Origin of the sequence: Microcoleus sp. B7-D4 (assembly GCF_036705125.1) — a bacterium.
Classification (GTDB): domain Bacteria; phylum Cyanobacteriota; class Cyanobacteriia; order Cyanobacteriales; family Microcoleaceae; genus Microcoleus.
The window spans coordinates 1-23151 of record NZ_JAUBTT010000014.1 but is presented as its reverse complement, the minus strand read 5'-3'; the positions used below and the strand labels follow the sequence as shown (position 1 = coordinate 23151).

The window sequence follows — 23151 nt, the reverse complement described above, 5'->3', positions numbered from 1 at the left end:
CTTAATGTTCTTGTGGAACGGGCCGGAGAGCCCGTTAACAAAAGAATTATTTCTAACTTAAACCCAAGATGGTAGCCACATCCGAATTTTCCATTCAATTTGCGACAAAGGCAGTCCCAAATAGATAGGCATCCAGAAAATAAAAGCACCCAAAACCAGAAAAATAATTGTTACCCCCATCCCTCGGAGTCGAGTTTGAGGGCTGTGCAGCCACCTGTCAACCCACCAAGCAAGTGCTAAGGCTGAAAACACAGAACAGCCCATATAATGGTATAAAAATATGCAGCGAGTCACCTTCACCCAAGGCAGCAAATTAGCAGCCCAATTAACTATTAAATATAACGCCAGCCACATTTCAGCAGTCGGCGGAAACAAAATCGGCCGCTGCTGTTCTATCGCGTCAACAGAAGCCTCGCTGCGCGTTTGCAGCCACACCAAAATCCGGTGAACTAAAACTCCTATTACTAGCAGTAAAGCTAAGGTTGACAGCCACCAAAGGAAGGGATTTCCCATCGCATGAACGTCAAAGATTACCTTAGTTGCACCTTCAGGTAAAGGTGGCAAAACCGGATCAGGTTGGGCATTGCTGCTAGCAGTTTTGTAGAAGTAAACTATGGGGCGTAGCATCAAAGGCCAACTGTACCACGTGGAACAGTAAGGATGTACATCTGGGCCACTTTTAATCCGCTGGTGATAAGTCAAAATTTCCGTTTGCATCTGCCAGAAATTGGGAGTTGGATTAAAGTGCAGGTGAGGAATCCAAGAGATGCTGTAAACTAGAATAGGAATAATAGCTAGACTCAAGCCGAGTTCTATAAAATTGAGTTGAGTCAGTTTTTGTACTGGACTTTCGGCAGGAATTAGAGGTGAATCTCCCTCGCGGCTTTGTTCTTCATTTCCTCTGTTACCCTGGATGAAACGAACTGCCCAAGCACAGATTAAAATTAGATAAGTACCGAAAAGAAACCACAATCCGTTCCATTTGATAGCCGCAGATGCGCCGAAGCCTATCCCGGCTAGTACCAGCCAAAGCCAGCGCTTTTTGCCTTCTGCTTCTACGGATTTTAAAATAAATAACTGACCTAAAATCCCAAATAAAACCAGATAAATGTTGTTCAGCGCGTAGCGAGACTCAACTAAAAACAAACCGTCGCAGGCAATCAATAAAGCAGCAAGAAAAGCAAAGGTGCGGCGCCTAACTAGCTGATAAGCTAGGGCTCCCACAACTAGGGGAATAAAGGAACCTGTGAGAGCATTCAGCCAGCGGTAATCCCAAGGAGAAAGCAGGGAGCCAGCCATACTGTTGACGGCTGTTTTTCCGAAGGGAAGGTGAGTGCCGATCCAAATGCCGATCGCAATTATGTACTGGCTCAGAGGCGGGTGAGCGTTGAAAAACGGAGTTTTGGTGAGATAATCGTTGGCAAATTTAGCGTAATAAACCTCGTCAAATACTAAAGTGTTAAATCGCTCTAGTTCCCAAAAGCGGAGAGTTAAGGAAAAGAGGAACACACCGAGCATTGCTAGGGAAAAAATAACATTCGATTGGTTTAATTGTTTTTTCTTGATTTTCATAAAACAGCAGCCAATAATAGATACTAAATTTGATGGCGATCGCTAATTTTAAATTTCTGAGTTGAGAGTAACGTAAAATAGGACTTGTGCAGAAACCGAATTTTTGAGGTGAAACCGGGTTTTTTGGAAAAACCCAGTTTCTTAAACCCGGTTTCTAATAATGCTTGGAGAGTGCAGCGAGAAGCAGTAGCCACTATTGTTTCACCAAATGCTCCCCATCTAATTAGCAAGCCGGAAGGAAAAGCGGGCATCACAAGGTGCGATAGATTATGATAGCAGCTAATCATGTCTTTTTTGAGCGAGTGCTTATGAATCCCATACTTTCGATTGGGGGGCGTTGGGGGTTAGCTGTAGGTGCGACTATCCTGATGGGCTCTGCCGCCGCGCCAAATCCCCAGACATTTGAAAGTTTTGCTGATTTCTGTACCAACAAAGAGAATTTGACCCCTGAAGCCAGACATACGGTGGAGGTGTTGCTATCAAAAGCAAAAACACAAGAGTGCGATCGCGCTCAAAAAACCCTGACTAATCTCACAGAACTTTCCCTAATTCGCAATCAAATAGTCGATATCAAACCATTATCAAAATTAACCAATCTGAGAGAACTCAACCTCAGTAGAAATCAAATAACAGATGTGCAACCCTTATCGGGACTGACTAATCTGAGATTTCTCACCCTCACTTCCAATCAAATCTCTGACGTGAAACCATTATCGGGACTGACTAATCTCACACTACTTTACCTAGCTGACAATCAAATAGTCGATATCAAACCATTATCAAAATTCACCAATCTGAGAAGGCTCAACCTCAGTAGAAATCAAATAACAGATGTGCAACCCTTATCGGGACTGACTAATCTGAGATATCTCGTCCTCAATTTCAATCAAATCTCAGACGTGAAACCATTATCGGGACTGACTAATCTGACAGAGCTTTTCCTCGAAGCTAATCAAATCGTAGATGTAAAACCTTTAGCGGGATTGACTAATCTAACAGGGCTGTCCCTCGCATCTAATCAAATTGTAGATGTGACACCTTTATCGAGAATGACTGAGTTAAACTTTCTTTATTTGAGTGGCAATAAAATTGCAGATGTGAAACCATTATCGGGATTGACAAATCTGATAGTGCTTTTCCTCGCATCAAATCAAATCGCAGATGTGAAACCTTTAGCGGGATTGACAAATCTGCCCACCCTAGACCTCAGTAGAAATCAAATCGCAGATGCCACACCTTTAGCGGGATTGACAAATCTAACTAACCTAGACCTCAGTAGAAATCAAATCGCAGATATCAAACCTTTAGCGGGATTGGTATATCTGACAACCCTCGATCTCAGTAGAAATCAAATCCCGGATGGAGAAGCCGATCGATTAATTCAGAAAAACCAACAACTATTAAATCAAAAAACAGATGAAGCCGAGCGATTGCTTCAGGAAGCTAAGCGACTATTGGCTCAGGAAACAGCAGCATCTTACCAGGATGCCTTGCAAAAGTTTGATGCAGCGCGTTCGCTTTATCGAATGCTTAGAAATTGGGAGGACGAAGCTTACACGCTGAATCAAATCGGCTTCATTATTAATAGATTAGGAGACAGACAGCAAGCCCTGAACTACTACAAGCAAGCTCTTTCTTGGCATCAGACTATACGCGATCGCCCTGTGCAAGCCCTCATCCTCAACAACATTGGGGCCGTCTACTATGCTTTGGGAGAGAAACAGCAAGCCATCGACTACTATAACCAAGTCCTTTCCTTAATTCGGGAAATGGGCGATCGCCCTGAAGCAAGTATCAACCTCAGCAACATCTCGAACCTACCCGCAAACAGCGATAGATCTTTGGTCAATCGCACTGCGGAAGCCACCACACTCAACAACATCGGCTTAGCCTACAACGATTTGGGAGAAAAACAGAAAGCAAAAGAGTATCTTAACCAAGCCCTTCCCTTATTCCGGGCTATGGGCGATCGGACTAAGGAAGCCACTATCCTCAACAATATTGGCATAGTCTACTATGATTTGGGAGAAAAACAAACAGCCCTCGACTACTACAAACAAGCCCTCGATTTGAGACAAAAAGCGGGCGATAGGCGTGGAGAAGCCAACAGCCTCAACAATGTAGGTAATACTTACTCAGAATTGGGAAAACTGGAGAAAGCAGAAGAATATTTCAACCAAGCCCTGCCGCTGTTTCGCACTGTGGGCGATCGTCCTGGGGAAGCCCTCACCCTCTACAATAGGGCTATTCTCAAAGGCGATCGAGGCAATTTAATCGCAGCCCTCACTGACATTGAAACCTCCATCAAAATCATCGAAAACCTCCGCACCAAAATTACCAACCACGAACTCCGTATCTCATACTTTGCCACGGTACAACACTATTACCAGTTATACATTGACCTGTTAATGGAACTGCACAAAACCAATCCCAACTCTGGTTACGATCGCAAAGCCTTAGAAGCCAGCGAAAGTTCCCGTGCCCGCAGCCTTCTCGAACTTCTTCAAGAAGCAAACGCCGATATTCGGCAAGGTGTCGCCCCGGAATTATTGCAGCAAGAACGCAATTTACAACAGCAACTCGATGCCTTAGAAACACGCCGAATCGAAACTCTAAGCCGCCCCAATCATACCCCCGCAGAAAAAGTAGAATTAGACCAAAAACGGCAAACTTTACTAGGACAATATCAGGACATTCAAGCCCAAATCCGCTCCACCAGTCCCCGGTACGCCACCCTCACCCAACCGCAACCTCTAACGCTGGCACAGATTCAACAACAAATCCTCGATGACAATACCATTTTACTCCAGTATTCTTTAGGGAAACATCGTAGCTATCTCTGGGCTGTGACTAAAACCAGTATCACCAGTTATGAATTGCCCAAACAGGTTGACATCGAAAAAGCCGTCCGCAATTTCCGCAATGCTGTGACTAACCCGCGCTACCGAAACATTCCCGATCGAGTTGCTGAAGCTAACAACACGCTTAGTCAAATTATTTTACAGCCCGTAGCAGCACAACTCGCTCAAAAGCGCCTGCTGATTGTTGGCGATGGCATTCTCAATTACCTCCCCTTTGCCGCCCTCTCGCTCCCCGAAACACCCGGTAAAAATCCGAATCCGCCTTTAATTGTAGACCATGAAATCGTGCTGCTGCCTTCCGCTTCCACCTTGGGAATCTTAAGACAAAACTACAATGACAGACAACCCCCAACTCGGACTTTAGCAATGCTCGCCGATCCAGTTTTTAGTCCTAACGATGAACGAGTTAAAAATTCTTCTTCAGCCACCACTCAGCAAGCGGTAGAATCAGCAAATCTCGGTTTAAGTCGCTCCAGAGGGGACAATAACGTACAGTTTGACCGTTTAAAATTCACTCGCCAAGAAGCTCAAATCATTCAAGCGTTAGTACCAGCTAATTCTCGCACCCAATCCTTGGATTTTGCAGCCAGCCGCGCCGCAGCAACCAGTCAGAACTTAAGCCAATATAAAATCATTCATTTTGCCACTCACGGTTTAGCGAATAGCACTAACCCGGAACTATCAGGAATCATCTTGTCGCTGATAGATGAAAAGGGCAACCCTTTAAACGGATTCCTGCGACTGACTGATATTTTCAATCTCAAATTAGCAGCAGATTTAGTAGTGTTAAGTGCCTGTCAAACAGGATTAGGGCAGAACATTCAAGGCGAGGGCATGGTAGGATTAACGCGGGGATTTATGTATGCTGGGGCGAAGCGAGTTGTGGTGAGTTTATGGAATGTGGATGATGAAGGAACGGCTAACTTAATGTCGAGTTTCTATCAGGGAATGCTGCAAAAAGGGTTAACGCCAGCGGCAGCCTTGAGGGCGGCGCAACTGGAAATGTTGAAGCAGGAAGAGTGGCGTTCTCCTTATTATTGGGCGGCTTTTACGCTTCAGGGGGAATGGCGATAAATTTTAGGGAAAACAGTTATGATATCAAGTCAGGTTAATTGCTGATAAATCTTATATGGTAATAGTCGAGCAAATTTTTGCGATGTGGCAGAATGCTTTTTGTGATTGTTTTTGTACGCTGCTACTGCCATTCTATCCATTGCCTCACAATATTTTCTAGTTCCCCAGCAAACGAATCAGTTGCATAAAGATCAAAGTTATTAATCATCTCGCTTTTTTCTAAGGGAGACTCAGCTTGAAATATAGATTCATCTAAGTTAAAAAGCGATAATTGGCGAGACTCGTCATCCGATGGATTTTGGTGTAGGGATGTTTGCTGGCTGACAAAATCGCCCATCCGTTCGCAACCCTTAGCAAAACGGCGCAAAGTAGTTGCGATCGCCTCAGAACTATTATCAATTCCTATCCATCCCCTCCCAAACTCCGAAGCAACACTCAAAGTCGTACCCGAACCGGCAAAGCAATCGAGCACTAAATCATCAGGATTTGATGAAGCTCGAATAATTCTACTAACTAGATCGCGGTTTTTCTCAGTTGGATAACCTGTAATTTTAATATTCTGATTGTGAGCATCGCGAAACTCTAGCCAAATATCTTGTACGGGAATCCCGCTACTGCTATCCAAATATATCTTGCGACGGGGATTTCCTGTTGCAGACCAATATATTTCCCCTCTAGCATCCATTTCATCTAGTGTTTGAGGTGGAAATTGCCAATGCTTTCCTGGTGGCGGATTCATCCCTCGCCAAGACTTTCCAGTTTCGCCATTTCGCACTCCAGGCGCATGAATCGGAACCTTTTTATATCGCCGTCCAGTTTCCTTTTCAATGTATTCATATTCTTTGTTGGCGCGCTTATCTGTCCATTCTTCAACAGGACGATTCCAGACATAAGTATCTGATTTACTATAAAACAGGATAAAATCTGAAACATTGCCGTAAGTCTTTTTTGTGTAGTTCTTTGGATTACATTTTTTCCGAGTAATCCAATTTCTAAAATTACGTTGACCAAAAATTTCATCCATAATCACCTTGATATAAAAGGCCATTTTATCATCAAGATGGACATATATTGAGCCGTCATCAGCTAATAACTCTCTCAAGAGTATCAACCTCTGACGAATAAATTCAATATAGCTGTTCCCTCCTAATAAGTCAGAATAAGCCTCAGTCTGAGAACGTGATTGAAACACACTTTTAGTTGCAAAAGGCGGATCTATATAAATTAATCTTACTTTACCTTTTACTGAACTATCTTTAAGTAAAGATGCTAAAATTGGTAAATTATCTCCATAGTAAAGACGGTTTTCATTTGCCAGACATAGCTGTTCATTGCTAGACCACAGTTTTACACATTCAGCTTGATGAGTGTCTAAAACTTCACTTGCAGGCACTTTTCCTGGATATGAAAAGCACGCATCCAAGCTATTATTTAATGGGCTTTCACTAAAATTAGATGCAGCTTCACCCTGCGATTGTTTTTTTGAAATACCCGTAGCCATTGTCACTCCTATTTTCAAGAACGCAGCCATTCCACTGTAATCCGATCTGGAACCATACGCAGTGTCAATACAATAATCTTATCTGGCCAGCTATTTTCAATATTTGCGTAGTCATCCCACATCGATCCGAGTAAGAGACCAGGCCCATCATTCAGGAAAATTACTTTAGTTCTTAAGTTATGATTTTGTGTATAACTGAGGATTTCATCAGCGCAGCTACGATAACCACCTGTTCGGTCGTCTTCTTGTGCACCGCCTCTATCTGAATCATATCTTGCCAATCCTATTGCCAGCAAGTCATTTTCATTAATATCGTAAATCACAAAATCAACAGGACGTTTTGGGTTGGGATAGTTGACGAAGACATTTCCCATCAGGATATCTTTTCCAGCTCGCTCTGGCCCTCTGATTGCCAAGTAGGGAAAGTGTAAGCGGAATAAGGAGAAAAATCTTTCAGTTAAGTCGTATCCCTTTTTTCCGCGACTTTTGTATTCCCACAATAGAGCCGACATTGCCTCATCGGGAATTGGACGAGTCAATCGATTTTAGATTTTAGATTTTAGATTTTAGATTGACTTGCGCGAGATAAATGCTCTTTCTTGAGGATTTTAGATTTTAGATTTTGGATTGATTCCACGGATAAATCACGTGGCGGGTACCACCTTTGAAATTCTTGGTCATATAAGCAGCTTGAACTTCTTGAACAGACCTAAAACGTGCTCCAAACTGATTGCAAATATCCGCTGTCTTTTTTTTCCTTCTGAGCATTTCAACTGGAATCTCAGGGCTAACATACTTGCGAAACACCCTAAAAAGTTGAACTCGCATCCATGTGCTGGGAACCTCTGAAATCTGTATAAATAGACGCACTGATGATTCAGAAGTCCTGAGTAATTGCCCAAACATTACTAGAACAGGTTCGTAAAGTTGGCAAGCCTCCTGCAATATATCGGGATAGTATTCTCCGGCAGTCAAGGTGATCCAGTTGTGTCCATCTGCTTTGTAGTCTGCAAAAGAGTTGCGTCTTCCCGATATCATATTACTCACCCTTCATCTCAAAATTAACTCCTTGGTAAAGTTCGCTTAATTGAATTTGAAACTCGATCGCACTTAATGTCATAACTTCATCCGCCGTTGTATATTCTGTTAATACCCATTTATTTTCTGAATTCTTAGCAAATTGTTCAACATAAAATTTATATTGGTCAATCATAATATATTCTCGAAGACTGGAGATAGATCGATAATACTGAAATTTATCGCCTCGGTCATAATCTTTGGTTGAATTTGACAAAACCTCAACAACCAGCACCGGATTAGTTACCGTAGTCGTACCGCTGCCCTCATAAGCAGGCTCTCCAGAAATCACCATGACATCGGGATAAGTGTAAAGGCGATATTGCGACATCCACAAACGCACGTCACCCATATACACGCGATAGTTCGGCATTCCCAAAGTCAATTTAAAGCGGGCATAAAAATTACCTGCGATTTCATTGTGATTGGTTGTTCCACCTGTCATTGGCACTATTTCTCCATCGCGGTATTCACTTTTAAACTCCGCAGCTTCCTCTAATTGCAGATATTCTTCGGGAGTGCAGTAGCGTTTTTCTGTTTGTACAACCATAATATCCTCAGAGCGACGCCCATCAAGACTAATCTAACATTATATCCAAAAAAAGCGGCTCCGCTTGTCGCAGAACCGCCGTCACAGAGGATGAAAAATCAAAACTTAACGCACAGCACCCTGTACTGAAGGTGATTCAATTGTTTTCATGAAGTACAGCTTCACTAATTGCCAGCCGTTCGACAGATACAAAGGCAATTTTTGGAAGAACTGCAAGAATTTCGGAGTATTAGAAGCAACAATTGCAGTCAACTGCTGATTGTTCTTGAGGCAAATATCCAGGCGTTCATAAAATTCTGGATTGTTCACGTCAAGCATGACAGGGAATACGCGGCCTGCTGTTTCGTTGGTCTTTTTAATCACTTCGATGTCGTATTCGCGAGCATCGAGTCCGAGCGATCGATAAAAACCGGCGCGCTGGATATCATTGAGATACATTGTCGCGAACACTGACAGCAAGAAGAAACGGCACCAAAGCTTAGCGCGCCAATCATTCAACATCTGAGGCTGAGCTCTCATCACCGCATCGAAGAAATCTCCGTGGCGGTTTTCATCCTGGCACCAATTTTCAAAGAATCGGAAAATCGGATAAATCTGGTCTTCAGGATGGGCTTTTAAGTGCTGATAAATCGTGATGTAGCGCCAATAACCGATTTTTTCCGACAAGTAAGTCGCGTAGAAAATAAACTTCGGCTTAAAGAATGTGTAACTGCGGCTCTTTGTCAAGAAACCCAAATCCAGGGACAAATTAAAGTCGGACAGCGCTTTGTTGAGGAATCCGGCGTGCCGCGCTTCGTCGCGGGACATCAGGTTGAAACCCTCGGCGAGCACTGGATTTTTGTCTTTGAGCCTGCGTCCCAATTCTTTGTAAAGCAAGAACCCAGAAAACTCAGCGGTGCATGAACGTTCTAGAAACTCAATGAACAACTGGCGTTTTTCGCCGTCAATGTGATCCCAAGATTGAGCGAACTCCTCATCCCGCACGAAGTGGTTTTTGTTGTAGTCAACGCGGAACTCTTGGATAATTGCTTCTAGTTCGGCTTCATTTACCGAGATGTCCATTTTGGCCATCTCGTCAAAGTCGGTTGTGTAAAATCTCGGCGTGAGAATAGTTTCTTTGGCTGGGGCTTTCACTCCCGGCCGCAGTTCTTCAAAAGTGGGTTTTTTGAGGGAATCTACCATATTTTTATTGGATTTCTGCTTATAACTACTCGCTTGTTTCCATTGTCGGGTACTGCGGGCGATCGCGCTCGTGTATTTCCGGCCAGCGCTGGCGGCGCGCTTGGTTTGGCGCTCCGTGTGGAATCTAAGTCTAAGCTGCTGTAATTTCCACGCCCTCCAGTTTACCAAGCTCTCGCCCGCGCAAATATGTTGCTGGCGTTAAGAATTGCTACGCAAAATTACTCACTGGGCATGGGCATGGGGCCTGGGGCATGGGGCATGGGGCATTGGGCCTGGGGCATGGGGCATGGGGCATGGGGCATGGGGCATGGGGCATGGGGCATGGGGCATGGGGCATGGGGCATGGGGCATGGGCATGGGGCATGGGGAATTGGGGAATTGGTAGTAAATAACCAATAACTTCGGACAATACACAAATATCTGCTGGTGTCAAGCTGTTTAAACACGAGATAGAAAGTACAAAATGTATAGAGGGACTCCAATTCTTAGAATAATCAGGCAGGACGGTCAGAAAATGAGCAATTTAGGTGTTAGTTACCTTTTATGGGCAGCTTGTTTTTTCGGCCCATTCGGACTCCACCGCCTCTACAACGGCAAGATTGGTACGGGTTTGCTGTGGCTGTTTACCTTTGGTTTGTTTGGGTTTGGGCAATTGTTTGATTTGCTGTTGCTGCCGAACATGGTGGACGAACACAATGCCAGTCTCAGGGGCAAACTCGGCGTATCTCGCGAAGGTATACCCCTATATCCCAGCAGCGGGGCGATCGCCGCGACATACCCCAAGCCAACTCCAGACCAGTTAGGGGTTAAACTCCTGAAGGCAGCTTATACCAAGAACGGAAGATTATCTGTCACCCAAGGGGTGATGGCAACCGGCGCTACTTTTGCCGAAGTGGAAGAGGCTTTCACGGCACTGCTCAAAACCGGTTATGTGAGTATCGAGAACGATCCCGTCACTGGCGTCGTGATCTACCACTTTCACGAACTTTAGCTGCTGCGGGTGCGTTGCCTAGGGGATTTTGTCTATTTTTCCAGAAGCTAATCGCTGACGCACCCTACTACTTGATATTGCTGAGCGAGCAGTTGTTGCGGTTTTTCGAGTAAGCATTGCCGACAAAATCGGCTAGAATGTTTGTTTGTCTATATAAGCAGAAAGTATTTAGCGTCATGGCAGTCCCTAAGAAGAAAACCTCCAAATCCAAGAAGAATATGCGTAAGGCCACATGGAAGCGCAAAGCTGTAGTGGCAGCTCAGAAAGCTCTGTCTCTGGGCAAATCTGTTCTGACTGGGCGTTCCAACAGCTTCGTGTATCCCGGCAATGAAGAAGAGGAGGAAGAATAGAAACGGCATACCGGGCATGGGGCGAACCCGATGCCCGATCGATCAATCCTTTTTTGCTGCTGGTAAAATCAGCATGGCATCGCCAAAGGAATAAAAGCGGTACTGATGCTCGATCGCTTCTCGGTACAAATCCAACAGCCGAGGCCTTCCAATCATCGCACTTATCATCATCATCAAAGTAGAGCGGGGCAAGTGAAAATTGGTAATCATCCCCTCTACAACCCGCCACTTGTAACCAGGGTAGATAAACAAATTGGTCGGGCCGCAAAAAGGTTGCAAGGAAAAATCGCCACTCGCGGCGGCTGCTCCCTCTAAAGCTCGCACTGCTGTTGTACCCACCGCAATGATCCGCCCGCCTCTGGCTTGAGTTTCCCGGATTTTCTCGACGGTGGCGGCGGGTACTTCCACCCATTCGCCGTGCATTTTGTGAGCCGTCACGTCTGCCACCTCCACCGGGCGAAACGTCCCTACTCCGACGTGTAAGGTGACAAAAGTTTTTTCGATTCCCCGCTGTTCCAAGCGGCTGAACAATTCTTCGGTGAAGTGCAGGCCTGCTGTGGGGGCCGCCACCGCCCCGGGTCGATCGGCATAAACAGTTTGGTACTGTTCGGCTGAAGCTTGGGAATTTTCGATGTAGGGCGGCAGGGGTACGTGGCCGTATTCGTCCAAAAACTTCGCCAGATTCTCATCTGTGGGGATGTCAAACTCCAACAGCCGTCCCCCTGTTGCCTCGTCCCTGTCTATAACTGTTGCAGTCAAGCGACGACGATGGGGGGGCATCGTGGCATCGGTTCGGCAACAGCAAGGATCTGTGATCGAGTCCTCACAGGCAGGGGCGATGGGATCAAACTCAATTTTTGCTCCCAACTTTAAGCGTTTCCCCGGTTTAACCAAAGCCAGCCAACAGTTGTGCTGCCGTTCTTCCATCAACAATATCTCCACAGCCGGGCCGTTGGGTTTGTGCCCGTAGAGCCTCGCTGGCAGCACGCGGGTGTTGTTGAGCACCAGCAAGTCGCCCGGTTGCAGCAAATCGGGTAAATCCCTAAAAATCCGGTGTTGGTGGCTGCTGGGAGAATCTACAGCCAGCAAGCGAGAACTGTCCCTCGGCACTACGGGATTTTGGGCAATGCGCGAGGGCGGAAGTTCGTAGTCGTAGCCGTCCAAAGACCAGTCCATCTCTGTCATCGAGTGAATTCCTGTGCGATCGATCTGTCAACTGGGTAACAAATTGGGTAAAAACCCCCATCCAAAGTCGGGTGCTTTTCCCCTTGTGGCAGCGGGTATAGCCCGCCATGATAGAGGTGTAGCATCAGCTTTGCTCGAAGGATCGTTATGGAATACCTCTACTACATCGCCAATACTAGCCTTACTCTGAGAGTCGTGGATTACCTACGCACGGCTCATCATCTTCCCTTGCAATTTATCACTGTTATTCACCAAATTGACGGCTGGGTGGTAAAGGTGAAAATGAGCCAATATTTAACTCCAGAAATGCACGGGGATTTTCGGGCTTTTATGAACGAACTCGGGATTCCTTACGATCCTGAAATTCGCTTGCAAATGGCGCTTTGGAGTTTGGAAACCGGACAGTCGCCACTGAGCGTGATGCGCCGCTACCAGGTGGCCGTGGTTTGTCACGGCAGCCCTGACCGTAAGGAAATTGAAGCCTTTCGCCAGCAGTTTGTCAAGGGTCTGGGATATTGCCCGGAAACTCTCGCCTAGATTGCTACGCATATAAATTAACTCTTATAGCCTTTCTCAGTAACATGAGGTGCTCTGGCGGGCATAGGGCATAGGGCATAGGGCATAGGGCATAGGGCATAGGGCATAGGGCATAGGGCATAGGGCATAGGACAAAGCCCCCATACCTCACCACGCTTGAGAATCGCTATATGACAGAACAGGAGAGGGAGAGAAGGGGAAAGCGGGAGAAGATTTAACGCTTTTTTCAGCTCCGTTAAAGCTCAAGAGAGAAATGCGCGACAGCCTAGGCAAGTTAACAATTAAAAATTACCTAGTGGCCTTGCTTTGAGATTTTACCCTCTAAATTTTAATTATATACTTTTAAATGCTAAAAGCCGAGCGAATGTATTCTTGCAGGGTGAGTCGGTAGTTTCCGGCAACGGCGGATTGAGAGTTCGCTGCAGTTAATGGTGGTAATATTCGCTTAGTGTTTTGTTGTGAAGGTTCGCACCTGACTAAGGCGACATCAAAGCGACAAGAATTATTTGCTAAATCTGGGTGAGTGCTTAAAAATATTTCGGCTGTCTGCCACAGTTTGGCTTGTTTTGTTGTGCTAACAGCTAGCATTCCACCAGCATCCCAATTTCCCTGGCGGCGAGTTTTTACCTCTACAAATGCTAATGTTGGGGAGTGGTGATTGGGAAGAAATTGGTTTTTTGCGCTTTCTTCATCTCTTCCGAGTGCGATGATGTCAATCTCTCCCCAGCGACAGTGCCACTGGCGGTGCAGGATTTCCCAACCTTGCTGCTGCAACCACTCGGCGACTAAGTTTTCTCCCAATGTGCCGATATCCCTAGAGTTGGGGGATTGGGGGCAATTGGAGTCAGCGGTGGCTAACGGGCGATTCCCTACGGGATAGCTACGCTTGACGCTCTTTCTGGTAGAATTCAATTCTGAACTGTCACGACTGCCCATTAGCTTGAACTTGTATGATGATTTCTCGAATTCGCCAACATATTTATACTTTCTTGCTGAGTTTTGTTATTTTAGCAGTAATTGCCGCTGGGGCGATCGGCATTAATCCCGCACCTGCTTTGGCTTTGGATCACGACAAAGAAATCCTAGTCGGGGCTGATTTTAGTGGACAAGTTCTGACTGACGACAGTTTTAATAAAGCTAATCTTCGCAACAGCAATTTTACTAAGGCAGATTTGCGGGGTGTCAGCTTTTTTGCGGCCAATATGGAAGAGGCAAATTTTGAAGGCGCTAATTTCACGGGTGCTACTTTAGATTTAGCTCGCATGATGAAAGCAAATTTAACTAATGCTATCCTTGAGGGTGCTTTCGCTTACAATACCAGGCTGGAAGGAGCTATTATTGACGGTGCTGATTTTACAGAGACACTGCTGCGAGACGATATGATAGAAAAACTTTGTAAAGTGGCAAAAGGTACTAATCCGGTGACGGGTAGAGATACTCGCGAAACTCTTTTTTGCGATTATTAAAAGGCTAATTAAACAAAACTTACCCCGCGTGCGGGGTAAGTTCCATGTAAACTCTCTGGCAGTAGGGCGATCGGGATTGAGCCACGGCCCGATACATGACTGCAATATCAGCGGAACCCCCAGCAAATCGAAGATTTTCTGCTGTAAACGAGTCGGCGTCAGGTCGAAACTAACTGCAACACCCGCTAGTTTAGGCTGCATTCGAGTTTAAAATATTGAATTTTATTACTTTAGTCAACCTCTTGACGGTTAACTAACGGAATTTAGTTCCATTGCTAATGAATTAGGCTACTCAATGACTACAGAATTAAATAGTGGTTCTCAAAGATCGCCAAACACTCTCCATGCTTGGGGTATAGCAGTGTTGCTCCTTGTCACCCTAATCTGGGGTACAAGCTATCCGGTTATCAAGGGAGCTCTCAGCAGTCTTTCTCCTTCTGCAATATTTGCAACCCGCTACGTAATAGCAGCGTTGCCGTTTACCCCCTATTTGCGCTTCCTGAATTTTTCCCTGCTACGGGATGGAGTCTTCTTATCACTCATACTGTTTCCTGCATCAGTCCTCCAAACCCTTGCCCTTGAGACGACTTCTGCCGATCGTGCTGCATTCATTGCCAGTTTCAACGTCATCCTAGTTCCTCTGCTAGGGCAACTGCTAGGTAGGCAGGTGTTCCCAAAAACTTTCCTCGCCGCAGGACTTGCCATCTTTGGCATTGGAGTGATGTGTTGGGAGAGTGAACAGCTAGTGCTCGGCGATCTGTTGATGTTGGGCATGGCTTTTCTCTACTCGATCTACATTCTTAAGCTTGAGTCCACCACGTTGCGCCACCCCATTTTGCCACTCGCTGCGATCCAGCTTTGGGTGATAACAATATTTTCTTTAATTTGGGCCGCTCCCGATCTGCTTGCACAACAGGAGGCAATTGGCGCGAATCTTGGTATTCTTTTATATATTGGCTTATTTGATACTGCTGCTACGATTGTGCTTCAAGTATTAGCTCAACGATGGGTTAAGGCTGAGGACACGGCGCTCATGTATACTTTCGAGCCGATTTCCGCAGCGATTTTCTCGTTTCTACTACTGGGAGAGAAACTGGGAGTACGCGGTCTGATTGGCGCAGCTCTTGTAGTGGTGGCAATGGTTTTTGGTGAAAGCAAATCTCAGGGCACTGAGCAGAATGGCGAAATACAGGTTAACGAGTCGATTGTTGCAGCGCTGCCAGATTCGGATACTGAGCCCATTAACCCTCCAGCGTCGCTTCCGAGTAACCTCGTGGAAGTAGAATTAGATTTGTAATTGGTATTAAGAGTGAGGAAAATGGGTTTCGATATTTTCATCCAGCAAACAGAGAAAGGTAGAGGCGTTTTTGCCAGCCGAGACTTCTGTAAAGGTGAGACTGTGGTGGTTGGACGCCGAGTCGATATCTTGCCCGAAAGAACTACTCACACCTTTCAGATGGACTTTGACCTGCATATAGAATCAGATGAACCGGGATCAGTGATCAATCATTCTTGTAGCGCAAACACAGGGGTTCGGAATAATCAATTCGGAGCCTACGATTTCGTGGCATTGGTTGATATTCCTTCTGGAAGCGAGATTACCTGGGATTACTCTTCAACAGAGTACAGTTTCATTGACATTCCCAAATGTTGTTGTGGCTCCACCGAATGTCGATCCAAGCTCCTTGGATATAAATTTCTCCCTGACGAAATCAGGAAAAAGTATGGTGAGTTTATCGCCGATTACCTCAAGGTAACGGCACCTGAAACGGAACTTCCCCCGCGTACTCTTAAAGTTCCTAGTATTGCCCCCGTCAGTAAGGCGATCGGGCTTTAGCCCCCGCCGGATACATGACTAGAATGTCAGCGGAACCGCCAGCAAATCGAAGGCTTTCTGCTGTAAAGGAGTTGGCATCGTCAGGTCGAAACTAACTGAAACACCCGCTAGTTTAGGCTGCACTCGATTTTTAGCATCGTCGATAAATTAGTCACTAAGGTCCGAAAACTTTGAACGGGAAACTTCTCCAAAGTAAGCTTTGTTGAAGCTTTCCGTTTCGCCGGAGTAGCAAACTAAACCTGGACAACCACCGAACCAGACTCCCAAGGATCTAACTACTCGTCATCCTCGAACAACAACAATGCTAATGGCGATCGCATATCCCATCTAAGTTTGCTTCCATTTCCATCTTCTGGCTGTTTCGTTGGTAGCTGATTTTGGTTCGTAGTAGGGACTAAAGTCCTGAAATTCTAGAAATTTCCCCCCCAAGGCACGGATGTTAAATCGTAAAAATTAACTTGACGCAGCCGCTCTAATTCCTTGAGCCATTCTTGTTCGGCACAGAATAGTTGGTGATATTCTATAGCCTCTTCGCCACTGCTAGCGGCCTTGGCTTTTTCCCACATATTGAGTGCAATCCGGCGGCGCTTCATGCTGATAATTTGCTCGATACAGGCGAGGGCAGATCTAATTACTAGAGGGGCGCGATAAACGTTTCTTTCTGAGAACTCATTTAAGTGAAATAAATGGGAGATTTGATTGAGTTGATTCGGATATTCAATGAAGCTATCTTGCAATTTCAATATTAACTCTGAAGGCGCTACTTGTAAAGACATTTTGTGCAATATTTCTGCATTCACAATCTGGTGCCACAAAAATCTGTGGTGAGAAAGGCTAAACTGCACGTCTCTAGCTTCTATTGCCTCTCTGACATCTTGGCGGTATTCGGGACAGTGCAAATAAATCTGCAATAATTGCGCTTCTGCTTCTTCTAAAAGACTGCGGGCTACGGCAGATAAGCTTGATTTTGAGTTTTTGTTTTCGCCGCTTGCACGCTGCTTTTTATATTGTTTGGTCGGCTTCAGCTTGTTTCTAATTAACAGGGGCATTGTCAATGATTCGTCTTGACTCTGCCGCTTTGCCCAATCGCTGACTACTTGATTGAGCAAGTTTTCAGCGAGCATTTTTGTGAGTCTAAAATCTCCTTTGCTGAGAATTTCGGCGCTTTTTTGCAAATAATGTGCTAGCTGATTGTCGTCTGTGATATTGGTTAATAATTTTATAATTTTTTTTGTGACTTGCTGGGAAGTATCGGCTTGCTTCAAATCTTGATTGACGAGCATTTGTTGCAGTTGCCAGTCGAGCCACAACGGAGCATTTTCCAGCAAGTCTCGATATTGTTCTGGGGAGTATGTTTTGAGATATTCGTCCGCATCTTTGCCGTCGGGAATGTTGAGCACCCGCAGTTGCACTTCTCCTTGATAAGCGAGTTTTTCTATTTCCCCAATAGCGCGTTCTGCTGCTTGAGTTCCTGCTTTGTCGGCGTCAAAGTTGAGGATAATTTGTTTGGAGTCAGTGTACCGCAATAACTGCCGTACTTGGTTTAAACTTAAGGCTGTTCCCAGGGAAGCGACGGCGTTGGAGATGCCGGCTGCCTGAAGTGCGATCGCATCAAAGTACCCCTCTACAACCACTGCGCGATCGGCTTTGCTAATGGCTGTTTTCGCCGTATCTAAGGCGAATAAAGTTTTGCCTTTATCGAAGAGTTCTGTTTCGGGAGAATTGAGGTATTTCGGCTGTTCGTCGCCGAGAGCTCTGCCGCCGAAACCGATGACTCTGCCTTGGGTATCGCGAATGGGAATCATAATGCGATTGCGGAAGCGATCGTAATAACCGCTGCCGCCATTTTTTCGGGGTACAATTAATCCAGCTTGTTCTACTAATTGCGCCGGATAGTTTTTCTGTTCTACTAAATAACTGTAAAGTGCTTCCCAACCTTGGGGTGCATAACCTAATTGAAATTGTTGGATAGTTTCTTCGCTTAGCTGGCGCTCTGATTTGAGATATGCTAAGGGTTCTTCTCCTTGAGTTTGTCGCAAAGCGTGTTCGTAAAAGTTGGCTGTTAGTGCTGAGATTTCATAGAGTTGTTCCCGCAGAGAAATTTGCCGCTGCAATTCTTGTCGGTGTTCTGGTTCGACTGTTTTGACTGGGACTTGATAATTTTTAGCTAATTCTAATACTACTTCGCTGAAAGGGCGTTTCTCCAATTCCATGAGGAACTTAAAAGCATTGCCGCCGGCACCGCAGCCGAAACAATAATACATTTGTTTGCCGGGACTGACTGTAAAGCTGGGAGATTTTTCGTCGTGAAAGGGACACAAACCTACGAATTCTTTCCCGCGTTTCCGCAAGACGACGCGACCGGAAATAACGTCTACTATGTCGGCTCTTTGTTTGACTTCTTCGATTGTTTCTGGATGCAGCCGGGGAACTTGCATAGGGCTATTTTAGGCAACTTGAAATTATTGGAGAAGGAAAGCACTACACGGATGAGGACACGGATACACGGATGAATTATCTAGTCTGAGTGATTTCTCATGAGATTCAAAATCCCAGCCCCCTTAAAAAGGTGAAATAATCAGTGTCAAAGTCACCCTTTTTAAGGGGGATTTAGGGGGATCTCCGGGGATAGAAAACACGCCCTAGGGCATAACTTTATTGTAAGATATTTACACTAACTGTAAGGAGCATCGAAAATAATGCGAATTTTAATGATGGGCGGTACTCGGTTTATTGGGGTTTATCTTACTAAGATTTTAGCAGCACAAGGGCATGAAGTGGTGTTGTTTAACCGGGGCAACAAGCCTGTACCGGTTGCGGGCGTAAAACAGATTCAGGGCGATCGCACAAATGTTGAACAATTGCAAGAAAAGTTATCGACGGTCGAGTTTGACGCGGTTTTTGACAACAACGGCCGTGAACTCAGCGATACAAAGCCTTTAGCTGAAATATTTAAAGGGCGGGTGCAGCACTTTGTTTACATGAGCTCTGCGGGGGTTTATTTGAAATCGGATCAAATGCCTCATATTGAAGGGGACGCTACCGATCCTAAAAGCCGGCATTTGGGTAAATGCGAAACCGAAAATTACTTGGCCGAGTCCGGTTTGCCTTGGACTTCGATTCGCCCGACTTACATTTACGGCCCCCAAAATTATAACGATTTGGAGGCTTGGTTTTTCGATCGCATTGTGCGCGATCGACCGATTCCGATTCCCGGTAACGGAATGCACTTCACGCAGTTGGGGCACTGTCAGGATTTGGCTAAAGCAATGGCGGCGGTTTTGGGGAACCAAAGGGCGATCGGGCAAATTTACAACGTTTCGGGCGATCGATTTGTCACCTTTGACGGTTTAGCCCGCGCCTGCATTCAAGCGGCAGGCAAATCCCCTGATGCTATTAAGATTGTACACTACGATCCGAAACAATTTGACTTCGGCAAAAAGAAAGCTTTCCCAATGCGATTGCAGCACTTTTTTGCTTCAGTTAATAAAGCTGTCACCGATCTTAACTGGCAGCCGGAATTTGACTTAGTTTCTGGATTGAAAGATTCTTTTCAGCATGATTATGTAGTTTCGGGGCGGGACAAAGCTGAGATAGATTTTTCAGTCGATGACGAGATTTTGAAAGCCGTTTGAAGTTAAGTTATAGTGGGAGCATCTCAATAGCAAAAATCTAGCACCCACCCTAACCCTCCCCTTAGTAAGGGGAGGGAACAAGAAACATAGCAAACACACTGTCACAGTAAGGTTTGCAGCCGTGTTAAGTCCAAATCTCGAAGGAGAAAAATAACATGAGATTTATCAATCCCAAAATGGATTTTGCCTTCAAAAAAATATTTGGCTCCAGCCAAAGTACAGAGATTTTGATTAGTTTCTTAAATGCCATACTCTATGAAGAAGAATCGATCATTAAAAGCTTAGAAATCCTCGATCCTTATCTTGGCCCTCAAGTAGCCGGAGCTAAAAATAGTTACTTAGATGTCAAAGCGCTACTTAATGACGGCACATTTGTGATTATTGAAATGCAAGTTTTGAAGGTACAGGCATTTGGCAAGCGAGTTTTGTACAATGCAGCAAAAACCTATGCACTCCAATTAACAAGGGGAGAACTCTACAAGCAATTGCGACCTGTGATTGCTTTGACTATCACTGATTTTGAAATGTTTCGCGGCGAGCAAGATGTGATTTCGCATTTTGTCTTCAAAGAAAGAAATCGCTTGTCTGATTATCTACAAAATGACATTGAGTTAGTATTTGTAGAGTTGCCAAAATTTAAGAAAGAATTGGATCGACTGGAAACTCTTACGGACAAGTGGATTTACTTTATCAAAACTACTGGCACTTTGGATGAAGTACCTCAAACAATGGTCACAGTCCCGGAAATTCAGAAAGCCTTTGAAATTGCCAATCAAGTTAGTTTGACACAGGAGGAATTTAACATATTACAACAGCAAGAGTTTTTTGCTCAAGATCAAGAGGGTTCAGTGGCTTTAGGTCGGGAAGAAGGCAGACAAGAAGGCAGACAAGAAGGCAGACAAGAAGGCAGACAAGAAGGACAAGTAGGGTTAATTATGCGTTTGCTGAGTCGCCGTTTAGGTCAAATAAACCCGGATATTGAAAGCCGCATTAGCCAATTGCCGATCGACAAATTAGAGAATCTTGCAGAAGCCATGTTAGATTTTTCTAATGCCGAAGATTTAACAGCTTGGTTGGAAGCTAATTCTCCAAAAGACTAGGAATATTAGGTAAATCTCATGCTTGGAATAACACTCGGCAATCGCTACAGTATTATCCGTCACTTGGGAGGCGGCGGATTTGCTCAAACTTATTTAGCGGAAGATAAGCAGCTACCAGGCAATCACCTCTGCGTCGTCAAGCAGCTTAAACCTCACGCAACCGATCCCGAAACTTTAAAGGTAGCAAGACGTTTATTCGATACGGAAGCACAAGTTTTGTACAAGTTGGGAAATCACGATCGCATTCCCCGACTTTTTGCTTACTTTGAAGAAAATCAAGAATTTTATCTTGTTCAAGAATTTATAGAAGGCCACGATTTAAGTCAAGAAATTACGCAAGCTTCTCCGGGAACTGCGGGAGTCATGCAGGAAGATGCAGTCATTTGTATATTGCAAGAACTTCTAGAAATTTTAGACTTTGTACACCAACAAAATGTGATTCACCGCGATGTCAATCCCCGCAATATCCTCCGCAGAGATAGAGACGGAAAATTAGTTTTAATTGACTTCGGCGCAGTCAAAGAAATTACTACTCAAATCACCACTCCTCAGCCCAAGAATAGCTTGAGTGTCAGCATCGGTACTCCCGGTTATATGCCCAGCGAACAAGCTCACGGCAACCCGAAACTCAGCAGCGATATCTATGCCGTCGGTGCGATCGCAATTCAGTTCCTCACTGGCATAAATCCTCACCAAATGCCAAGGAACCCCGATACAGAGGAAATTATTTGGCAGGACAAAACATCAGTCAGTCCTGAATTTGCGAAGATTTTAGATAAGATGGTAAAGTACGATTTTAGGCAACGTTATTCTAGTGCCAGCGAAACGCTGCAAGCTATTAAAGAATTGAAAAATTCTTTCAGCGGTACAGTTCCTGTATTGCCTCCGGTTGCTGCTGCGAAGGGGCCGGTAAAATCCCGAAAAAAACTGTATTTAAAAATATTGTCGATCGCCAGTTTAATTGGCATCAGTATTATAGCATCTATTTATGGTGTAAATACTTTTAATGCGGCCAATGCAACTGACCTGTACAACCGAGGTAATACTCTTTACAATTTAAGCCGATTTGAAGAAGCTCTGGCAGCTTACGAGCGAGCAATAACTCTCAGACCGGACTACGCGGAAGTTTGGCAGGAAAAAGCCAAAACTTTGTACGAATTGAAAAAATACCAAGAATCGCAGTCAGCTTATGATAAAGCCATAGAATTAAAGCCGGAATACTTGGAAGCTTGGACGGGACGCGGTTATGCTTTGGATAAGTTGCAACAGTCTCAAGAGGCGATCGCATCTTTTGATAACGCTTTGAAAATCCAGCCCGACTATGCTGCAGCGTGGGAAGGCAGAGGCGATGTTCTCTTAGATTCGCAGCGGTACGAAGAGGCCATCACTTCCTACGAAAAAGCCGTAAAATTTCAGCCCAATTTGTACCGTGCCTGGTACAATCGCGGACAAGCTCACCAAAAATTAAAACAGTACGATCGAGCCGTAGAATCCTATCAAAAAGCAGTTGAAATCAAATTCGATAATTATGAAGCTTGGTACAATTTAGGCAATGTCTTCCTAGAATTAAACAAAAACCAAGAAGCTTTTGAAGCCTACGAAAAAGCCGTGCGATTTCAGCCCAAGTTTTATCAAGGCTGGTACAGTAAAGGCATCGCTTTCCTGAAAATGCGGAGGCATGAAGAAGCGGTAGAAGCTTACGAAAAAGCTGTTAAATTAAAACCTGATTATTATCAAGCGTGGTATAATTTAGGTTGGTCATACCACGAATTACGCAAGTACGAACAAGCAATTGAGTGTTACAGCAGAGCCTTAGATTTAAACCCGAAAGAATATCAAGCGTGGTACAATAGAGGCAATGCTCAGTCCAATTTAAAGCGGTACGAAGATGCGCTAGTCTCTTACAATGAAGCTGTCTATGTCAAGCCTGACTACTCGGAAGCCTGGTACAGCCGCGGCAATGCGCTTGTGGCGGTAAAAAGATACGAAGATGCGATCGCCTCCTATGACAAAGCAATTCGCTACAAACCGGATTACGGAGCGGCAATGGAAGCAAAAAAGCGGGCAGAAAGTCAGCTAGGAAGCAGCCCGCTAGAATCCGAACAACAACAATAATTGTTATTAACCCGCGTGGGCGGACTTTGTTTGTGTAAGTTATTCCGCATCTAAGGAATGAGAATTAAATAACTTCCACAAGTTTGTGGGATGGGCGTCCCGCCCGTCCTTTTTGGAC

20 protein-coding genes are annotated in these 23151 nt (G+C 45.0%); 10 read left to right on the top strand and 10 right to left on the bottom strand.

The genetic code is table 11. The features are described from left to right. Nucleotides 1-57 precede the first annotated feature (57 nt). Both QUB12_RS07930 and QUB12_RS07925 read right to left on the bottom strand, forming a co-directional pair. Nucleotides 58-1572 (bottom strand): phospholipid carrier-dependent glycosyltransferase, encoded by a 1515-nt coding sequence (locus QUB12_RS07930; protein WP_333306283.1) that lies wholly within the window; start codon nt 1570-1572, stop codon nt 58-60. A 23-nt stretch (nt 1573-1595) separates the two neighbouring features. Continuing rightward, nucleotides 1596-1823: a hypothetical protein gene (locus QUB12_RS07925; protein WP_333306281.1), complete on the bottom strand. Its 228-nt coding sequence runs from the start codon at nt 1821-1823 to the stop codon at nt 1596-1598. Nucleotides 1824-1880: 57 nt separating this feature from the next. Here QUB12_RS07925 and QUB12_RS07920 point away from each other — a divergent pair, with 57 nt between their 5' ends. Then, nucleotides 1881-5507: a CHAT domain-containing protein gene (locus tag QUB12_RS07920; protein WP_333306278.1), complete on the top strand. Its 3627-nt coding sequence runs from the start codon at nt 1881-1883 to the stop codon at nt 5505-5507. Nucleotides 5508-5628: 121 nt separating this feature from the next. Here the strand turns inward: QUB12_RS07920 and QUB12_RS07915 are convergent, their stop codons facing one another. The 5 genes from QUB12_RS07915 to acsF form a co-directional block, all read right to left on the bottom strand. Next, nucleotides 5629-7008 carry a site-specific DNA-methyltransferase gene (locus QUB12_RS07915; RefSeq protein WP_333141366.1) on the bottom strand — a complete coding sequence of 460 codons (1380 nt, stop codon included), beginning with the start codon at nt 7006-7008 and terminating at the stop codon, nt 5629-5631. Nucleotides 7009-7022: 14 nt separating this feature from the next. After that, on the bottom strand, nt 7023-7547 hold the full coding sequence (locus QUB12_RS07910) for a hypothetical protein (RefSeq protein ID WP_333141364.1): 525 nt from the start codon (nt 7545-7547) through the stop codon (nt 7023-7025). Nucleotides 7548-7623: 76 nt separating this feature from the next. Continuing rightward, entirely contained in the window at nt 7624-8055 is a 432-nt protein-coding gene (locus QUB12_RS07905) for a hypothetical protein (protein ID WP_333300956.1), read from the bottom strand. Beyond that, nucleotides 8048-8635, bottom strand: coding sequence for a Uma2 family endonuclease (locus QUB12_RS07900; RefSeq protein WP_333141360.1), 588 nt, complete (start codon nt 8633-8635; stop codon nt 8048-8050). Before QUB12_RS07900 ends, QUB12_RS07905 begins: the two co-directional genes overlap by 8 nt. Before the next feature lie 105 nt (nt 8636-8740). Then, nucleotides 8741-9817 (bottom strand): magnesium-protoporphyrin IX monomethyl ester (oxidative) cyclase, encoded by a 1077-nt coding sequence (gene acsF / locus QUB12_RS07895; protein ID WP_190738830.1) that lies wholly within the window; start codon nt 9815-9817, stop codon nt 8741-8743. A 514-nt stretch (nt 9818-10331) separates the two neighbouring features. On the opposite strand from acsF, the gene QUB12_RS07890 reads away from it, so the two are divergent. Together QUB12_RS07890 and rpmF are read left to right on the top strand one after the other, a co-directional pair. Beyond that, nucleotides 10332-10808 carry a TM2 domain-containing protein gene (locus QUB12_RS07890; protein WP_333141357.1) on the top strand — a complete coding sequence of 159 codons (477 nt, stop codon included), beginning with the start codon at nt 10332-10334 and terminating at the stop codon, nt 10806-10808. A gap of 176 nt (nt 10809-10984) precedes the next feature. Then, nucleotides 10985-11158 (top strand): 50S ribosomal protein L32, encoded by a 174-nt coding sequence (gene rpmF / locus QUB12_RS07885; protein ID WP_006632406.1) that lies wholly within the window; start codon nt 10985-10987, stop codon nt 11156-11158. Nucleotides 11159-11200: 42 nt separating this feature from the next. On the opposite strand, the gene queA is transcribed toward rpmF, so the two are convergent. After that, nucleotides 11201-12343, bottom strand: coding sequence for a tRNA preQ1(34) S-adenosylmethionine ribosyltransferase-isomerase QueA (gene queA / locus QUB12_RS07880; protein WP_333141355.1), 1143 nt, complete (start codon nt 12341-12343; stop codon nt 11201-11203). Between the two features lie 147 nt (nt 12344-12490). Between queA and QUB12_RS07875 the strand changes: the two genes are divergently transcribed. Then, nucleotides 12491-12880: a hypothetical protein gene (locus QUB12_RS07875; protein ID WP_006632408.1), complete on the top strand. Its 390-nt coding sequence runs from the start codon at nt 12491-12493 to the stop codon at nt 12878-12880. Between the two features lie 342 nt (nt 12881-13222). On the opposite strand, the gene QUB12_RS07870 is transcribed toward QUB12_RS07875, so the two are convergent. After that, the gene (locus QUB12_RS07870; protein WP_333141353.1) at nt 13223-13816 is read right to left on the bottom strand and encodes a YraN family protein; all 594 of its coding nucleotides are present in this window, start codon (nt 13814-13816) and stop codon (nt 13223-13225) included. A 14-nt stretch (nt 13817-13830) separates the two neighbouring features. Between QUB12_RS07870 and QUB12_RS07865 the strand changes: the two genes are divergently transcribed. From QUB12_RS07865 to QUB12_RS07855, 3 genes are all read left to right on the top strand, one after another. Continuing rightward, nucleotides 13831-14346 (top strand): pentapeptide repeat-containing protein, encoded by a 516-nt coding sequence (locus QUB12_RS07865; protein WP_333141352.1) that lies wholly within the window; start codon nt 13831-13833, stop codon nt 14344-14346. A 295-nt stretch (nt 14347-14641) separates the two neighbouring features. Then, nucleotides 14642-15643, top strand: coding sequence for a DMT family transporter (locus tag QUB12_RS07860; RefSeq protein ID WP_333141349.1), 1002 nt, complete (start codon nt 14642-14644; stop codon nt 15641-15643). Nucleotides 15644-15664: 21 nt separating this feature from the next. Continuing rightward, nucleotides 15665-16183 (top strand): SET domain-containing protein-lysine N-methyltransferase, encoded by a 519-nt coding sequence (locus tag QUB12_RS07855; RefSeq protein WP_333141347.1) that lies wholly within the window; start codon nt 15665-15667, stop codon nt 16181-16183. Between the two features lie 410 nt (nt 16184-16593). Here the strand turns inward: QUB12_RS07855 and dnaG are convergent, their stop codons facing one another. Further along, nucleotides 16594-18621: a DNA primase gene (gene dnaG / locus QUB12_RS07850; RefSeq protein WP_333141345.1), complete on the bottom strand. Its 2028-nt coding sequence runs from the start codon at nt 18619-18621 to the stop codon at nt 16594-16596. Nucleotides 18622-18882: 261 nt separating this feature from the next. Between dnaG and QUB12_RS07845 the strand changes: the two genes are divergently transcribed. From QUB12_RS07845 to QUB12_RS07835, 3 genes are all read left to right on the top strand, one after another. Then, on the top strand, nt 18883-19818 hold the full coding sequence (locus tag QUB12_RS07845; protein ID WP_333141343.1) for an NAD-dependent epimerase/dehydratase family protein: 936 nt from the start codon (nt 18883-18885) through the stop codon (nt 19816-19818). Between the two features lie 155 nt (nt 19819-19973). Continuing rightward, nucleotides 19974-20918 (top strand): Rpn family recombination-promoting nuclease/putative transposase, encoded by a 945-nt coding sequence (locus QUB12_RS07840; RefSeq protein ID WP_333141341.1) that lies wholly within the window; start codon nt 19974-19976, stop codon nt 20916-20918. 18 nt (nt 20919-20936) lie between these two features. Beyond that, on the top strand, nt 20937-23033 hold the full coding sequence (locus QUB12_RS07835; RefSeq protein ID WP_333141339.1) for a tetratricopeptide repeat protein: 2097 nt from the start codon (nt 20937-20939) through the stop codon (nt 23031-23033). The last annotated feature ends 118 nt before the right edge of the window (nt 23034-23151 follow it).

Bases quoted from the DNA above. Each gene is read 5' to 3' on its own strand.
- QUB12_RS07930 (WP_333306283.1), bottom strand. From the start codon at position 1,572: ATGAAAATCAAGAAAAAACAATTAAACCAATCGAATGTTATTTTTTCC.
- QUB12_RS07925 (WP_333306281.1), bottom strand. From the start codon at position 1,823: ATGCCCGCTTTTCCTTCCGGCTTGCTAATTAGATGGGGAGCATTTGGT.
- QUB12_RS07920 (WP_333306278.1), top strand. From the start codon at position 1,881: ATGAATCCCATACTTTCGATTGGGGGGCGTTGGGGGTTAGCTGTAGGT.
- QUB12_RS07915 (WP_333141366.1), bottom strand. From the start codon at position 7,008: ATGGCTACGGGTATTTCAAAAAAACAATCGCAGGGTGAAGCTGCATCT.
- QUB12_RS07900 (WP_333141360.1), bottom strand. From the start codon at position 8,635: ATGGTTGTACAAACAGAAAAACGCTACTGCACTCCCGAAGAATATCTG.
- acsF (WP_190738830.1), bottom strand. From the start codon at position 9,817: ATGGTAGATTCCCTCAAAAAACCCACTTTTGAAGAACTGCGGCCGGGA.
- QUB12_RS07890 (WP_333141357.1), top strand. From the start codon at position 10,332: ATGAGCAATTTAGGTGTTAGTTACCTTTTATGGGCAGCTTGTTTTTTC.
- rpmF (WP_006632406.1), top strand. From the start codon at position 10,985: ATGGCAGTCCCTAAGAAGAAAACCTCCAAATCCAAGAAGAATATGCGT.
- queA (WP_333141355.1), bottom strand. From the start codon at position 12,343: ATGACAGAGATGGACTGGTCTTTGGACGGCTACGACTACGAACTTCCG.
- QUB12_RS07875 (WP_006632408.1), top strand. From the start codon at position 12,491: ATGGAATACCTCTACTACATCGCCAATACTAGCCTTACTCTGAGAGTC.
- QUB12_RS07870 (WP_333141353.1), bottom strand. From the start codon at position 13,816: ATGGGCAGTCGTGACAGTTCAGAATTGAATTCTACCAGAAAGAGCGTC.
- QUB12_RS07865 (WP_333141352.1), top strand. From the start codon at position 13,831: ATGATGATTTCTCGAATTCGCCAACATATTTATACTTTCTTGCTGAGT.
- QUB12_RS07860 (WP_333141349.1), top strand. From the start codon at position 14,642: ATGACTACAGAATTAAATAGTGGTTCTCAAAGATCGCCAAACACTCTC.
- QUB12_RS07855 (WP_333141347.1), top strand. From the start codon at position 15,665: ATGGGTTTCGATATTTTCATCCAGCAAACAGAGAAAGGTAGAGGCGTT.
- dnaG (WP_333141345.1), bottom strand. From the start codon at position 18,621: ATGCAAGTTCCCCGGCTGCATCCAGAAACAATCGAAGAAGTCAAACAA.
- QUB12_RS07845 (WP_333141343.1), top strand. From the start codon at position 18,883: ATGCGAATTTTAATGATGGGCGGTACTCGGTTTATTGGGGTTTATCTT.
- QUB12_RS07840 (WP_333141341.1), top strand. From the start codon at position 19,974: ATGAGATTTATCAATCCCAAAATGGATTTTGCCTTCAAAAAAATATTT.
- QUB12_RS07835 (WP_333141339.1), top strand. From the start codon at position 20,937: ATGCTTGGAATAACACTCGGCAATCGCTACAGTATTATCCGTCACTTG.